At 61.9% G+C, this 13,928-nt stretch carries 14 protein-coding genes and 1 riboswitch; of the genes, 9 read left to right on the forward strand and 5 right to left on the reverse strand.

Features of this window, described 5'->3' with window-relative positions:
• Positions 1-114 precede the first annotated feature (114 nt).
• A complete protein-coding gene (locus HFO71_RS06250; protein ID WP_077978250.1) occupies positions 115-738 on the reverse strand; it encodes a TetR/AcrR family transcriptional regulator in 624 nt (207 codons plus the stop codon).
• Between the two features lie 95 nt (positions 739-833).
• Between HFO71_RS06250 and HFO71_RS06255 the strand changes: the two genes are divergently transcribed.
• Entirely contained in the window at positions 834-1,802 is a 969-nt protein-coding gene (locus tag HFO71_RS06255; RefSeq protein WP_077978249.1) for an SDR family NAD(P)-dependent oxidoreductase, read from the forward strand.
• Between the two features lie 308 nt (positions 1,803-2,110).
• Here HFO71_RS06255 and gcvP read toward each other — a convergent pair whose 3' ends face one another.
• Genes gcvP through gcvT form a run of 3 tightly spaced genes read right to left on the reverse strand, consistent with a single transcriptional unit; the run spans position 2,111 to position 6,497 of the window.
• Entirely contained in the window at positions 2,111-4,975 is a 2,865-nt protein-coding gene (gene gcvP / locus HFO71_RS06260) for an aminomethyl-transferring glycine dehydrogenase (RefSeq protein ID WP_131642168.1), read from the reverse strand.
• Positions 4,975-5,337, reverse strand: coding sequence for a glycine cleavage system protein GcvH (gene gcvH / locus HFO71_RS06265; RefSeq protein ID WP_077978247.1), 363 nt, complete (start codon positions 5,335-5,337; stop codon positions 4,975-4,977). Before gcvH ends, gcvP begins: the two co-directional genes overlap by 1 nt.
• A 23-nt stretch (positions 5,338-5,360) precedes the next feature.
• On the reverse strand, positions 5,361-6,497 hold the full coding sequence (gene gcvT, locus HFO71_RS06270) for a glycine cleavage system aminomethyltransferase GcvT (protein ID WP_077978246.1): 1,137 nt from the start codon (positions 6,495-6,497) through the stop codon (positions 5,361-5,363).
• 156 nt (positions 6,498-6,653) lie between these two features.
• A riboswitch (glycine riboswitch) is annotated at positions 6,654-6,746 on the reverse strand.
• Positions 6,747-6,902: 156 nt separating this feature from the next.
• Between gcvT and HFO71_RS06275 the strand changes: the two genes are divergently transcribed.
• Positions 6,903-7,283, forward strand: coding sequence for a hypothetical protein (locus HFO71_RS06275; protein ID WP_077978245.1), 381 nt, complete (start codon positions 6,903-6,905; stop codon positions 7,281-7,283).
• Positions 7,284-7,356: 73 nt separating this feature from the next.
• On the forward strand, positions 7,357-8,352 hold the full coding sequence (locus tag HFO71_RS06280) for a DUF1775 domain-containing protein (protein ID WP_077978244.1): 996 nt from the start codon (positions 7,357-7,359) through the stop codon (positions 8,350-8,352).
• 73 nt (positions 8,353-8,425) lie between these two features.
• On the opposite strand, the gene HFO71_RS06285 is transcribed toward HFO71_RS06280, so the two are convergent.
• Complete coding sequence (locus HFO71_RS06285) at positions 8,426-8,692, reverse strand: hypothetical protein (protein WP_017960595.1); 267 nt, start codon at positions 8,690-8,692, stop codon at positions 8,426-8,428.
• A 121-nt stretch (positions 8,693-8,813) separates the two neighbouring features.
• Here HFO71_RS06285 and crcB point away from each other — a divergent pair, with 121 nt between their 5' ends.
• From crcB to HFO71_RS06315, 6 genes are all read left to right on the forward strand, one after another.
• A complete protein-coding gene (gene crcB, locus HFO71_RS06290) occupies positions 8,814-9,191 on the forward strand; it encodes a fluoride efflux transporter CrcB (protein ID WP_003539962.1) in 378 nt (125 codons plus the stop codon).
• 94 nt (positions 9,192-9,285) lie between these two features.
• Complete coding sequence (locus HFO71_RS06295; RefSeq protein WP_003559680.1) at positions 9,286-10,278, forward strand: RluA family pseudouridine synthase; 993 nt, start codon at positions 9,286-9,288, stop codon at positions 10,276-10,278.
• On the forward strand, positions 10,275-10,928 hold the full coding sequence (locus HFO71_RS06300; protein WP_077978243.1) for an HAD-IA family hydrolase: 654 nt from the start codon (positions 10,275-10,277) through the stop codon (positions 10,926-10,928). The genes HFO71_RS06295 and HFO71_RS06300 overlap by 4 nt, the downstream gene beginning before the upstream one ends.
• 9 nt (positions 10,929-10,937) lie before the next feature.
• Positions 10,938-11,723 (forward strand): ATP12 family chaperone protein, encoded by a 786-nt coding sequence (locus tag HFO71_RS06305; protein ID WP_077978242.1) that lies wholly within the window; start codon positions 10,938-10,940, stop codon positions 11,721-11,723.
• Positions 11,724-11,790: 67 nt separating this feature from the next.
• Complete coding sequence (locus HFO71_RS06310) at positions 11,791-12,249, forward strand: calponin homology domain-containing protein (protein ID WP_025394691.1); 459 nt, start codon at positions 11,791-11,793, stop codon at positions 12,247-12,249.
• Positions 12,250-12,300: 51 nt separating this feature from the next.
• Positions 12,301-13,833 (forward strand): acyl-CoA carboxylase subunit beta, encoded by a 1,533-nt coding sequence (locus tag HFO71_RS06315; RefSeq protein WP_025394690.1) that lies wholly within the window; start codon positions 12,301-12,303, stop codon positions 13,831-13,833.
• Positions 13,834-13,928 lie beyond the last annotated feature (95 nt).

The raw sequence follows: 13,928 nt of genomic DNA on the forward strand, positions 1-13,928 counted from the left end.
CGCCTTTCTGAATTGCTAACAGAGACTTGCTAAGAAAGGTTAAATTTGATCCTTGTGCGCGGAAATCCTCCATGTCGATGTCGCCATTCTCGCGCACCTCCATCCGAAACAGCCTCAGCGACTGGCCCTCATACCCGCAATCAGAATATCGATGAGTTGCCTTGCCGCATCCCGCCAGGCGGGGCCACTGCTGATGCTCGCGCCGCCCGCCAGGGCGCGCAGGATATCGAGCGGGTCCATCGCCAGACGGATTTCACCGGTGGCGACTGCGCGATCCACCAGCAGATTGACGGCACCTATGATCAAATCGGCAGAACCGGCATAGAGCTCGGAGGTGCCGCCGACCAAAGAATCCAGCACTTCGGACATGCCGTGTTTGGTCACGACATAATCCACGAACTGCACCAGCCACAGGCGAAGCGCTTCGACAGGCGGATGTATCTCGGCAAGGCTTTTGGCGGCAGCGGCAAGCTGCGCCGTCTCGTTGCGGTAGATGGCGGAAACCAATGCATCGCGCGTCGGGAAATGGCGATAGAGCGTGCCGATGCCGACGCCGGCGATGCGGGCGATTTCCTCCAGGCTGGCGCTGGAACCCTTGTCGGCAAAGACGGTCTTTGCCGTTTCCATCAGCAGAAGACGATTGCGTTCGGCATCCGCACGCGGCTTTCGGACGGTGGGCTCGTCACTTTTTTCGGCCATTTCCGAGAAGTCCCCTTGATAAACGGAGGAGCCCTCCATATTTATCTGGAGGCATCCTCCTTTTATTTCATTTGAGGCCGGCGGGCAATGGTCCACCAGCCTGGAGCGGTGCGTCCATAGTCAAGGAGATAATCATGAGTGGACCTTTTGGCGCGACATCAACCACCGATGAGGTGCTTGCCGACGTCGATCTCAAGGGCAAGCGTGTTCTGGTGACGGGTGTTTCGGCCGGCCTCGGCGTGGAAACCGCGCGCGTGCTGGCAGCCCATGGTGCGCAGGTGACGGGTACGGCACGCGACCTTGCAAAGGCGAGGGCGGCAACGGAAGTCGTGCGCGCCGGTGCGGCCAATGGCGGCAGCGTTGATATCGTCGAGCTTGATCTTGCCTCTCTGGCAAGCGTGCGCGCCTGCGCCGATGCGCTCATTTCGGATGGCCGCCCCTTCGATGTCGTCATTGCCAATGCCGGCGTGATGGCCGCTCCCTTCGGCCGCACCGCCGATGGCTTCGAAACGCAGTTCGGCACCAACCATCTCGGCCATTTCGTGCTGGTCAACCGCATCGCACCGCTCGTCAAATCGGGCGGCCGAGTGGTGATCGTCGCATCCTCGGGCCATCGCATGGCACCTTTCAGCCTCGATGACCTCAATTTCGCGAGCAAGACCTATGAGCCCTGGGCGGCCTATGCCCAGTCGAAAACCGCAAATATCCTGTTCGCGGTGGAACTCGACCGGCGCCTCAAGGAGCACGGCATCCGTGCAACGGCACTACATCCCGGCGGCATCCAGACCGAGCTCGACCGTCATCTCGACCCTGGCATGATTGAAGGCATGATGACGCAGATCAACGCAGCACTCGCCGCCGAGGGCAAGCCGCCCTTCCAGTGGAAGACGATTCCTCAGGGTGCGGCTACCTCCGTCTGGGCGGGTTTCGTCGCGCCGGCAGACGTGGTCGGCGGCAAATATTGCGAGAATTGCCACGTCTCCGAAGTGACGGATGCGGAGATCAGCCCGATTTCCGAAGGCGTGCGCACCTACGCGCTCGATCCCGAGACGGCCAGGGCATTGTGGGCCAAAAGCGAGGATATGGTCGGCGAGCGCTTCTAGAGCATGATGCCGCAAAGTGTAAGCGGTTTTCGGACGACATCATGCTCTAACTATATAATGTAGAACAGGATTCAGATTTTAGGCCACCGGGCCTAAAATCATCCTGTTCTAGCCCGCAAACCGGCACGGCATCGACGCCGAAAAGAGAGCAGGGGAACTGGGAAACTGGTGCCCCTGCCGAGGAATTGAGCCTGCATCGGCTGCTAACCAGACAGGTTAGCCGCACATTTCTATCAGAATTAGGAAAGCCCCTCCCATGATGGAAGGGGCTTGGATTGCTCAGCCCTTCGCTGCGTCAGGCTTGACCGCTACTCAGCCGCCTCCGCGTAGCTTTCCACCGGCGGGCAGGTGCAGATCAAGTTGCGGTCGCCATAGACATTGTCGACGCGGTTGACTGGCGACCAGTATTTGTCGACACGGAAGGCGCCGGGCGGGAAGCAGGCTTGTTCTCTGCTGTAGGGGCGGTCCCAATCGCCGACGAGATCTTCCACCGTGTGTGGGGCGTTCTTCAGCGGGTTGTTCACCTTATCCATTCGGCCATCCTCGATGGCGCGGGCTTCCTCGCGGATCGCCAGCATCGCCTCGCAGAAACGGTCGAGTTCGGCTTTGGTCTCGCTTTCCGTTGGCTCGATCATTAGCGTGCCGGCGACCGGCCAGCTCATGGTCGGGGCATGGAAGCCGCAGTCGATCAGGCGCTTGGCGACGTCATCGACCGTGACACCGGAGCTGTCGACCAGCGGGCGGGTGTCGATGATGCATTCATGCGCGACACGGCCGGCCTCCGACTTGTAGAGCACGTCATAGGCGCCCTTCAGCCGGGCGGCGATATAGTTGGCGTTGAGGATCGCCACCTTGGTCGCCTGCGTCAGGCCTTCGCCGCCCATCATCAGACAATAGCTCCAGGAGATCGGCAGGATCGAGGCCGAGCCGAAAGCGGCGGCCGAGACCGCACCCGAACGGCCGTCGGTTTCGGGATGGCCGGGCAGATAGGGTGCCAGATGCGCCTTGACGCCGATCGGGCCCATGCCGGGTCCGCCGCCGCCATGCGGAATGCAGAAGGTCTTGTGCAGGTTCAAGTGCGAAACGTCGGAGCCGATGTCACCGGGGCGAGACAGGCCGACCATGGCATTCATGTTGGCGCCGTCGAGATAGACCTGGCCGCCATGCTCATGCACGAGATCGCAGATTTCCTTGACGGTCTCCTCGAAGACGCCGTGCGTCGAAGGGTAGGTGATCATGCAGCAGGAGAGATTTGCAGCATGCTGCTCCGCCTTGGCGCGGAAATCGTCGAGATCGATATCGCCGTTTTCACGCACCTTGACGACGACGACCTTCATGCCGACCATCTGGGCTGAAGCCGGATTGGTGCCGTGCGCCGAAGTCGGGATCAGGCAGACGTCGCGATGGCCGTCGCCATTGGCGATATGAAAGTTGCGGATCGTCAGCAGGCCGGCATATTCGCCCTGGGCACCGGAATTCGGCTGCATGGAGAAGGCGTCGTAGCCGGTGACGGCGCAGAGCTTTTCGATCAGGTCGTCGATCATCTCGCGGTAGCCGAGCGCCTGGTCGGCCGGCACGAAGGGATGGATGTCGGAAAATTCCGGCCAGGTGATCGGCAGCATTTCCGCCGTCGCGTTGAGTTTCATCGTGCAGGAGCCGAGCGGGATCATCGAGCGGTCGAGCGCCAGATCCCGGTCGGAAAGCCGGCGGATGTAACGCGTCATCTCGCTTTCGGCGCGGTTCATGTGGAAGATCGGATGGGTGAGGTAATCGCTGGTGCGGAGCAGGCCCTTCGGCAGGCGGTAGGAAGGCTCGAAATCGGCGATGGTGAAATTGCCGCCGAAGGCGCGCCAGACGGCTTCGAGCGTCGCCGGCCGGGTGCGTTCGTCGAGGCTCATGCCGATTTTGGTTTCGCCGACCTTGCGCAGATTGACGCCTTCGGCGACGGCTGCACGCAGGATGAGACCCTGCATATGGCCGACATCGACGGTGATCGTGTCGAAGAAGGTGTCCGGTTCAACCTTATAGCCAAGCTTTTCCAGGCCCTTGGCCATCAGCACGGCTTTCTGGTGCACCTGCTGGGCGATCGCCTTGATACCCTTCGGGCCGTGGAAGACGGCGTACATGGAGGCCATGACGGCCAGCAGCACCTGGGCGGTGCAGATGTTCGACGTTGCCTTTTCGCGGCGGATATGCTGTTCGCGGGTCTGCAGCGACAGGCGATAGGCGCGGTTGCCGCGGGCATCGACGGAAACGCCGACGAGGCGGCCGGGCATGGAGCGCTTGATGGCATCCTTGACCGACATATAGGCCGCATGCGGGCCGCCGTAGCCGACCGGGACACCGAAGCGCTGCGAGGAGCCGACGGCGATATCGGCACCCATTTCGCCAGGCGATTTCAGCAGCGTCAGCGCCAGGATATCGGCGGCGACGATCGCTATGGCGCCGGTCTGATGCAGGCGCGAGATCAGGCCGGTAAAATCATGCACGTGACCGTGCGTGCCAGGATACTGGAAGATTGCGCCAAAGACGTCGACAGGATCGAGATCGGTGAAGGGATTGCCGACGATGACGCTCCAGCCGAGCGGCTCGGCGCGGGTGCGGATCAGGGCGATGGTCTGCGGATGGCAGTCGGCATCGACGAAGAAAGACTTTGCCTTCGATTTGGCGACGCGCTCGGCGATCGCCATGCCTTCGGCGGCGGCGGTCGCCTCGTCGAGCAGCGAGGCGTTGGCAACGTCGAGGCCGGTGAGGTCGCAGATCATCGTCTGGTAGTTCAGCAGTGCTTCCAGGCGACCCTGGCTGATCTCCGGCTGGTAGGGCGTATAGGCTGTGTACCAGGCGGGGTTTTCGAGGATGTTGCGCTGGATGACCGGCGGCGTGATCGTGCCGTAGTAACCCTGGCCGATCAGCGAGACCAGCACCTTGTTCTTGTTGGCGGTCTCGCGCAGCTTGTCGAGTGCCTCGCGCTCGGTCATCGGCGCGCCCCAGACGAGCGGCGCCTTCTGGCGGATCGAGGGCGGCAGCGTCGCGTCGATCAGACCATCGAGGCTGTTATAGCCGATCACCTTCAGCATGTCGGTCATCTCGGCCGGCGAGGGGCCGATATGGCGGCGATTGGCGAAATCGTAGGGCTGATAGTCGGTGAACTGGAATTCTGTCGGCGTCGTCATTACGCAGTGAGCTCCTTGTAGGCCGCCTCGTCGAGCAGGCCATCGGCGTCCGCAGCGTTTGCCAGCTTCAGCTTGAAGAACCAGCCGGCGCCCTGAGGATCGGAATTGACCAGCGACGGATCTGCAACGATGGCCGGATTGACCTCGATGATCTCGCCATCCAGCGGACAATAGACGTCTGAAGCAGCCTTGACGGATTCAACGGTCGCGGCATTGCCGTTCTTGGAGAAGGTCGCGCCGACTTCCGGCAGCTCGACGAAAACCAGGTCGCCGAGCTGTTCGACGGCATAGGTGGTGATGCCGACCGTCGCAACGCCGCCTTCGATCTTCAGCCATTCGTGTTCTTCGGTAAATTTCAGCATTGTTCGTCCTCTCTGGAAAAGGTTTAGCGTTTGTAGGTCGGTGTGACGAAGGGAAGGGCGCTGACGGTGGTCGGCAGATATTTGCCGCGCACCTCTGCATAGACGAGCGTGCCTGCCGCAGCATGGGAGACCGGTACGTAGCCCATGGCGACGGGACCTTCGACGCTGGGGCCGAAGCCGCCCGAGGTGACCCCGCCGATTTCGATCTTGCCCTCGGCATCGGCATAAAGCTTGGCATGGCCGCGCACTGGCGCCTTGCCTTCCGGCTTCAGGCCGACACGACGGCGCGCGGCGCCGTTTTCGAGTTCGGATAGGATGCGGCCGGAGCCCGGGAAGCCGCCGGCACGCGCACCGTTGCCGCGCCTTGCCTTCTGCATGGCCCATTCGAGCGCTGCCTCCACTGGCGAGGTGGTCGTATCGATATCGTTGCCGTAGAGGCAGAGACCGGCTTCGAGGCGCAGCGAATCGCGGGCGCCGAGGCCGATCGCCTGTACGTCCGGATGTTCGAGCAACCTCATGGTGACATCCACGGCCTTGTCTGATGGAATCGAGATCTCGAAGCCGTCCTCGCCGCTATAGCCGGAGCGGGAAACAAGACAGGAAACGTCGTGCAGGCGGCAGTGGCGCACATCCATGAATTTCATTGCAGCGACGTCGGCCCAGAGTTCGGCGAGAACGGCGACTGCGCGCGGCCCCTGCAGCGCGATCAAAGCGCGGTTGAGAAGGGTGATGTCGCACTGGTCGCCGATATGGGCCTGCAGATGGGCGAGATCGGCCTCCTTGCAGGCGGCGTTGACGACGACGAAGAGGTGGTCGTCGAGATGGGCGATCATCAGGTCGTCGAGAATGCAGCCGGTGTCGTCGGTGAAAAAGCCGTAGCGCTGGCGGCCTTCGGCAAGGCCTAGGATGTCGACCGGCACCAGGCTTTCGAGCGCCAGCGCCGCATCCTCGTAGCTGCCCGACTTCGCCTTCACGATGACCTGGCCCATGTGGGAGACATCGAAGAGGCCGGCTTCGGCGCGGGTATGAAGATGCTCCTTCATCACGCCTGCGGGATATTGCACCGGCATGTCGTAACCGGCGAACGGCACCATGCGGGCGCCGAGCGAAAGATGCAGGGCATGCAGCGGGGTTTTCTTCAGGGCAGCAGTATCGTCCAAAAGACGCCTCCGGGGTTTGCGCCTTCTCGCGAAGGCGCGGGCTCAAATCTGAAGGCGCGGCTGCGCACTTCTCTCCTGAGCCCCCTCTGTCCCTTTGCCTGAGATTGTTATCCCTTCGGCGAGCGTTTCGAGAACGCTTCTCTCCAGAGTTCCGTCTGCCCCTTGCTGGTCCTTTTGCCTGAGAGTTTCCGGGGCGGTTGCTCCTTCGGCACCGGTGGCGAAAGCACCGGCTTCTCCCAACAAGGTTGGCGCAATTATCCGGCGGGTGCAGCACTTGGCAAGGCCAAATGTCGTGACCGGACAAATTTTGTCGCCATATGCCGGCTGAGCCCTGATCTGCAGCAAATCTGCTTTTGCATTTCGCGGGGAAAACGGCTATCGCGACATGCTGTTGAAGGGGATTTCATGCGACAGACCGGACTGAAAGCGACGCTCTTCCTGCGCATGCTTTGCGCATTGAGCTTGGCTTTGCTCGGCCTCGCCCATCAGGCGCCGCAGGCTGTCGCCTCCGAAGGTTACGATGCCGCGGCCTATGTGCTGCCCGACGGCACTTTCGCCTCGCTCTGCATCACCGTGAAAGAAGCCGACGGCAAGACCTTCGCCTTCAAGTCGAATTGCGAAGCCTGCCGGCTGTCGGCATCCGTCATCCTGCCGACGCCGGATGCGGGCTCCTGGCTCGAGCGCAAGTTCGCCTCGCTGATCAACGCGCCGATCGAAACTTCAGCCGTTGCCGGTGCAAGCGCTGTCAGCCGGCCGAATTCCCGCGCGCCTCCCGTCCTCGCCTGATTTGCCTTCGCAATCCATGATGCAGAATGCCGGTCCGCCCGAGAGAAGTCCGCGGCCGGCGAGGAGACATCCGATGAAAACTATCAAGACACTTGGCGAGACATTCGGGCTTGCCGCCCTTCTTTCCGTGACCGCCTTTGCCGGCGCCGAGGCGCATGTGACCTTCCTCGACAGAGAGGCGAAGCAGGAGAGCACCATTCTCGCTACGCTGCAGGTGCCGCATGGCTGCGACAGCAAGGCGACCACGGAAGTGCGGGTCAAGCTGCCGGAAGGCTTCGTCTTCGCCAAACCGCAGCCGAAGGCCGGCTGGGAACTCGAGGTGATCAAGGGCGACTACCAGAAGACCTATGACAATCACGGCGACAAGGTGAAGACGGGTGCGATCGAAGTGCGCTGGAAGAACGGCAATCTCTCCGACGATTTCTACGACACCTTCGTCATCCAGGGTAAGGTATCGGGCGTCGAAGCCGGCACCTCGCTCGCTTTTCCGGTGACGCAGATGTGCGGCGACACGGTCGAGGCCTGGGATCAGGTGGCCAAGGAAGGCGGTGACGCGCATGGGATGAAAAGCCCGGCGCCGCTGTTGAAGGTCGTTGCCGGTGAGGATCATGGTCACGATCATGCCGATATGGCCGGCATGGACATGTCCGCTATGGCGGGCGCTGCCGCACCGGCTGGCGACACGGTCAAGGCCGGCGATCTCGAAATCTCCGGCGGGTTCGCCAAGGCAATGCTGCCCGGCCAGCCGGTCGGCGGCGGCTTTTTCACGGTGAAGAATAACGGCCAGACGGACGATCGCCTGGTGTCCGTCAGCTCGCCCGCAGCTGGTGAGGTTCAGATCCACGAGATGGTGACGAAGGACAATGTTATGCGGATGCGCCAGCTGAAGGACGGTATCGCCATCGGTGCCGGCGAGACGGTCAAGCTCCAGCCCGGCAACCTGCACCTGATGTTCCAGAAAGTGAAGACGCTGTTCAAGCAGGGCGATACGGTGCCGGTGACGCTGACCTTCGAAAAGGCCGGCAAGGTCGATCTGGTCCTGCGGGTGCTGTCCGCCCAAGGCAAATGAAGTAGACTGATTAAACAGAAAAGCCTGCGACTGTAACCGCAGTCGCAGGCTTTCGTTTGGAAGGTGATGGGCCTCAGAAGTCTTCGTAGGATCGCAGCGCCTGCTTCAGGCCGGCCTGCGGCTGGCGGTTGCCTTTGGCCATCAGGTCGAGGGCCACTTCGGTCGACTGGATGATGCTGGAGGGCTCGTCTATTTCCTGAGTGCCTTCGGCCTTCAACTGCCGGTCGGCAACGCGGCGCGCATCGCGGGCGGCGGTGCTCGTCGCGACACGCTGCGGGATTCGGAGCGAGTCGAAGGCAATGGCGGCGGTGCTCGCCGATATGGACAGGAGCTGGGTCATGTCGTCAGCGTATCGGTACGACCTTGGCGCCATTATAAAAAAATCATCGGCATTTTACCGGATGGTAAGAATTCATTCCTTCCCGATTGGAATCGCTGCAGAGTTGCGATAAATCTGGCTGATGATCCAGGCTCTTCTCGTCGCCGTCGGCGGCGCCATCGGTTCTCTTCTCAGATATTATGTCGGCCAATGGGCGCTGAGACTCATGGGTCCGGCATTTCCCTGGGGCACGCTCGCCGTCAATGTCGTCGGCTGTTTTGTCATCGGCGTCTTCGCCGAGCTGATTGCGCGGAAGTTCAATGCTTCGGTGGAGCTGCGCCTCCTGCTGATCACCGGCTTCCTCGGCGGCTTCACAACCTTCTCGGCCTTCTCGCTGGATGCAATCTCGCTGTTCGAGCGCGGCGAGGCCGTCGCCGGCGGTATTTACATCGCTGCGAGCGTCGGGCTTTCGATGGCGGCCGTCATCGCCGGGCTCGCCGTCATGCGCGCTTTGGCCTGATTTCTTTTCCGGTTTCCGTTTTGCATGAAAATGCTCTAAAGGCTGCGGCAAGAACGCCGGCTTGGCCTGCGCTGCAATTTCCGAAAGTTTTTTTATGGCTGGCATAGAACATATCAAGGTTGAACCCGACGAAGCCGGCATGCGGCTCGATCGCTGGTTCAAGGTGCACTTTCCCGGGCTCGGCTTCGGTCCGCTGCAGAAGCTCTTACGCTCCGGCCAGGTGCGCGTTGACGGTGGGCGTGTCAAATCGGATGCGCGCGTGCAGCCCGGCCAGACGGTGCGCGTGCCGCCGATGGATGTCGATGCGAAGCTGAAATCCGGACCGATCGCCGGCAAGGATCTCAAACATTCGACGGATTTCCAACTCTTGTCGCGCATGGTGCTGCACGAGGACGAAAAGGTAATCGTACTCAACAAGCCCCCTGGTCTTGCGGTGCAGGGCGGCTCGGGTGTGGCCAGGCATATCGACCAGATGCTCGAAGCCTGGACCAGCCCGAAGGGCGAGAAGCCGCGGCTTGTTCACCGTCTCGACCGCGACACATCGGGTGTTCTCGTTATCGCCCGCACGCGCGGCGCGGCGCAGAAGCTGACGGCCGCCTTCCGCGAGCGCGACACCAAAAAGACCTACTGGGCGCTGGTCAAGGGCGTGCCGCGCAAGCACGAGGACAAGATTTCGACCTGGCTCGTCAAGGAGCCGACCGTCGACGGCGACCGCATGCGCATCGCCAAGCACGGCGAGGACGGCGCCGACCATGCGATTTCCTTCTACCGGGTGCTGGAGACGGCGGCACAGAACCTCGCATGGCTGGAGATGGAGCCCTATACCGGCCGTACCCACCAGTTGCGCGTCCACGCCCTGCATATCGGCCATCCGATCATCGGCGATCCAAAATATTTCGACGACGATCCGAATTGGGATTTTCCAGGCGGCGTTCAGAAGAAGCTGCATCTGCACGCCCGTCACATCGACATCCCGCACCCCTCCGGCGGCCGACTGCGCGTCAGCGCGCCGCTGCCGGCGCATATGGTGCAGACCTGGAACCTTCTCGGTCTCGACCTTGCCGGCGCTGAAAGGGACAGCGAATGAAACTTGCCCTTTTCGATTGCGACGGCACGCTGGTGGACAGTGCTGCGCTGATCCACGAAACCATGCGCAGGACCTTCGACAAGTTCGGCAAGTTGGAACCGCGACTCGAAGACACCAAGGCCATCATCGGCCTGTCGCTGGATATTGCGATCGCCCGCATGCAGGGCAGGCCGCATGTGGAGCAGGAAGATATTGACATGACGGCGCATTACAAATCGCTGTTCTCGATCGTGCGTCAGGATCTTGACTATAAGGAGCCGCTGTTTCCCGGCATTCGCGAGATGATCGACGCGATCAGCGGACGCGATGACTTGCTGATCGGCGCGGTGACGGGCAAATCCAGGCGCGGGCTCAAGGTGGTGATGGAGACGCATGGTTTCGACAAGCATTTCATCGTCGCGCGCACCGCCGACGATTGCCCCTCCAAGCCGCATCCGGCCATGGTGACCGAATGCTGCGATGAAACCGGCATGAATGCTGTCGACACCATTGTCATCGGCGATGCGGTTTACGATATGCAGATGGCAAAAGCTGCCGGCGCCAAGGCGATCGGCGTTGCCTGGGGTTATGCCAGCGTGGATGAGTTGATCGCCAACGGCGCCGATGTGATCGCTTACCATCCGAACGAGATATTGCGTAATTTTTCCTGAGGTGATCCCATGCGCGATCTGCTGAACGACCTTTCCGAAGGCCTGAGCCATCCCGATCCTATCCGCCGCGCGCAGATCCAGATGAAGAAGCCGCTGCCGAAGCGCTTCTATACCGACGTCTCCGTTGCCGAGCACGAGGGTAGTTTTGCGATCACGCTCGACGGCAAGATGGTGCGCACGCCGGCGCGGCAGGTTCTCGCCGTGCCGACCGAAGCGCTGGCGCGGCTTGTCGCCGCCGAATGGCAGGCACAGGGCGAAGAGATCAATCCCCTGAGCATGCCGGTGACACGGCTCGTCAACACCGCACTCGACGGCGTTGCCGCCAACGCGCAGGCGATCTTCGAGGATATATTGCGCTTTTCATCCAGCGACCTCATCTGCTACCGCGCCGAGGAGCCGGAACTGCTGGTCGAGCGCCAGGTCGAGCGCTGGGATCCGGTGATCGACTGGGCGGCGACCGATCTCGGCGCCCGCTTCATCCTCGTCGAAGGGGTGATGCCGCATGAGCAGCCGCGCGAGGCGATTGCCGCCTTCGCCGTTACGCTCGCGAGATATGATAGCCCGATGGCGCTTGCCGCCCTCCACACGGTCACCACGCTGACCGGCTCGGCGATCCTGGCGCTTGCCTTCGCCGAGGGCCGGGTGACGGTGGAGGAGGCCTGGTCGCTTGCCCATCTCGACGAGGATTGGACGATCGAGCATTGGGGCAGCGACGAGGAGGCCGAGGAGCGGCGGGCCAAGCGCTTTGCCGAGTTCAAAGCCGCAGCGGATGTTTTTTTCGCCTTAAGCGCCTGAAACATATTGCCTTCCAATGCATTATGACGAAGTCTGCGACTCCAACCGGGTGGTGCGGGATTTTGCAATGAATTGGCTGAGGTCGTGTTTTTGCCGGGCGACACTCGTCTGTGTCGCGCTCACGGCCTGCGGCAGCCTCTCGGCCACCAAGCCGGCGGCGCCGGTCTATGATGTGCGCAGCGCCGTCGTTCTCTCCGGACCGAACATGCCGGCCGAGTTGCTTTCCGGCATCAACGACCGCGTGAACGCGGCAATCAACGCCACCGTGCGCGACACCGTGCTGCCGCGGGTGGTGCTGACGATCCGCGTGGTTTCCGTCCAGAAGGGCCTCGGCTTCCAGAAGGACCGCAACGTCGCCAAGGTCAGCATCGACGCGGCCTCGGTCGAGGACGGCTCGGTCATCGCCGTCAGCGCCTTCGACGTGACCAGCATCGCTGCCGATCCCAAGCTTGCCGACGAGATCCTGGCCGAAGACGCCGCCGCAAGGATACGCTCGGTTTTCTCACTCAGCGGGCGCGCTCATTAGCACGACGCTCTAACCGCCGGATTGCCGCCCGCAGCGGCGAGGGGAGATCGCATGAAGGAAATTCTCGAAGAACTGGAACGGCGCCGCGACGTCGCCCGCCTGGGCGGCGGCGAAGCGCGCATCGACGCTCAGCACAAGCGCGGCAAGCTGACGGCGCGCGAGCGCATCGATCTCTTCCTCGACGAAGGCTCCTTCGAGGAATTCGACATGTTCGTCGAACACCGCTCCACCGATTTCGGTATGGACAAGAGCCGAATTGCCGGCGACGGCGTCGTCACCGGCTGGGGCACGGTCAATGGCCGCACGGTGTTCGTCTTCGCCAAGGACTTCACCGTCTTCGGCGGCTCGCTATCGGAAGCGCATGCCGAGAAGATCATGAAGGTGCAGGACATGGCGCTGAAGAACCGCGCGCCGATCGTCGGCATCTATGATGCGGGCGGCGCCCGTATCCAGGAGGGCGTGGCGGCTCTCGGCGGTTATGCCGAGGTGTTCCAGCGCAACGTGCTCGCTTCCGGCGTCATTCCGCAGATCTCGGTGATCATGGGTCCCTGCGCCGGCGGCGACGTCTATTCGCCTGCTATGACCGATTTCATCTTCATGGTTCGTGATACTTCCTACATGTTCGTCACTGGGCCGGACGTGGTGAAAACCGTCACCAACGAGACGGTGACGGCAGAAGAACTCGGCGGCGCCGTGGTGCATACGGTGCGCTCGTCGATTGCCGACGGCGCCTATGAGAATGATGTCGAAACGCTGCTGCAGGTGCGCCGGCTGATCGATTTCCTGCCGCTTTCGAACACGGCGCCGCTTCCGGAGATCGAATGTTACCAGTCGGTGACAGAGATAGACGCGTCGCTCGACACGCTGGTGCCGGCGAGTTCCAACAAGCCTTACGACATCAAGGAACTGATCCGGAAGGTGGCGGACGAGGGGGATTTCTTCGAGATCCAGGCGAGCTTTGCCAAAAACATCGTCTGCGGCTTCGGCCGCGTCGAAGGCTCGACCGTCGGTTTTGTCGCCAACCAGCCGATGGTGCTGGCCGGCGTGCTCGACAGCGACGCCTCGCGCAAGGCGGCCCGCTTCGTGCGCTTCTGCGACTGCTTCAACATTCCGATCGTCACCTTCGTCGACGTGCCGGGTTTCCTGCCGGGTACGGCGCAGGAATATGGCGGCCTCATCAAACACGGCGCCAAGCTGCTCTTTGCCTATGCCGAGGCGACGGTGCCGAAGCTCACCGTCATCACCCGCAAGGCCTTCGGCGGCGCCTATGACGTGATGGCGTCGAAGCATCTGCGCGGCGACCTCAACTATGCCTGGCCGACGGCGCAGATCGCCGTGATGGGCGCCAAGGGCGCCGTCGAGATCATCTTCCGCAAGGATATCGCCGATCCGGAAAAGATCGCCGCCCATACCAAGATGTACGAGGACCGGTTCCTCTCGCCCTTCGTCGCCGCCGAGCGCGGTTATGTCGACGAAGTGATCATGCCGCATTCGACCCGGCGGCGGCTGGCGCGCGGTTTGAAGATGCTGCGCAACAAGGATCTCGCCAATCCGTGGAAGAAACACGACAACATTCCGCTTTGACGGCTGGCTGGTGAATAAAACTGTCCGGTCAAACGTTTACCTGCTATCGAAAAAGTGACCGAATGTCAGCGATCCGTGTGTTCAATCCTTGCCGA

Origin of the sequence: Rhizobium laguerreae (assembly GCF_019778565.1) — a bacterium.
Lineage (GTDB): Bacteria > Pseudomonadota > Alphaproteobacteria > Rhizobiales > Rhizobiaceae > Rhizobium > Rhizobium laguerreae.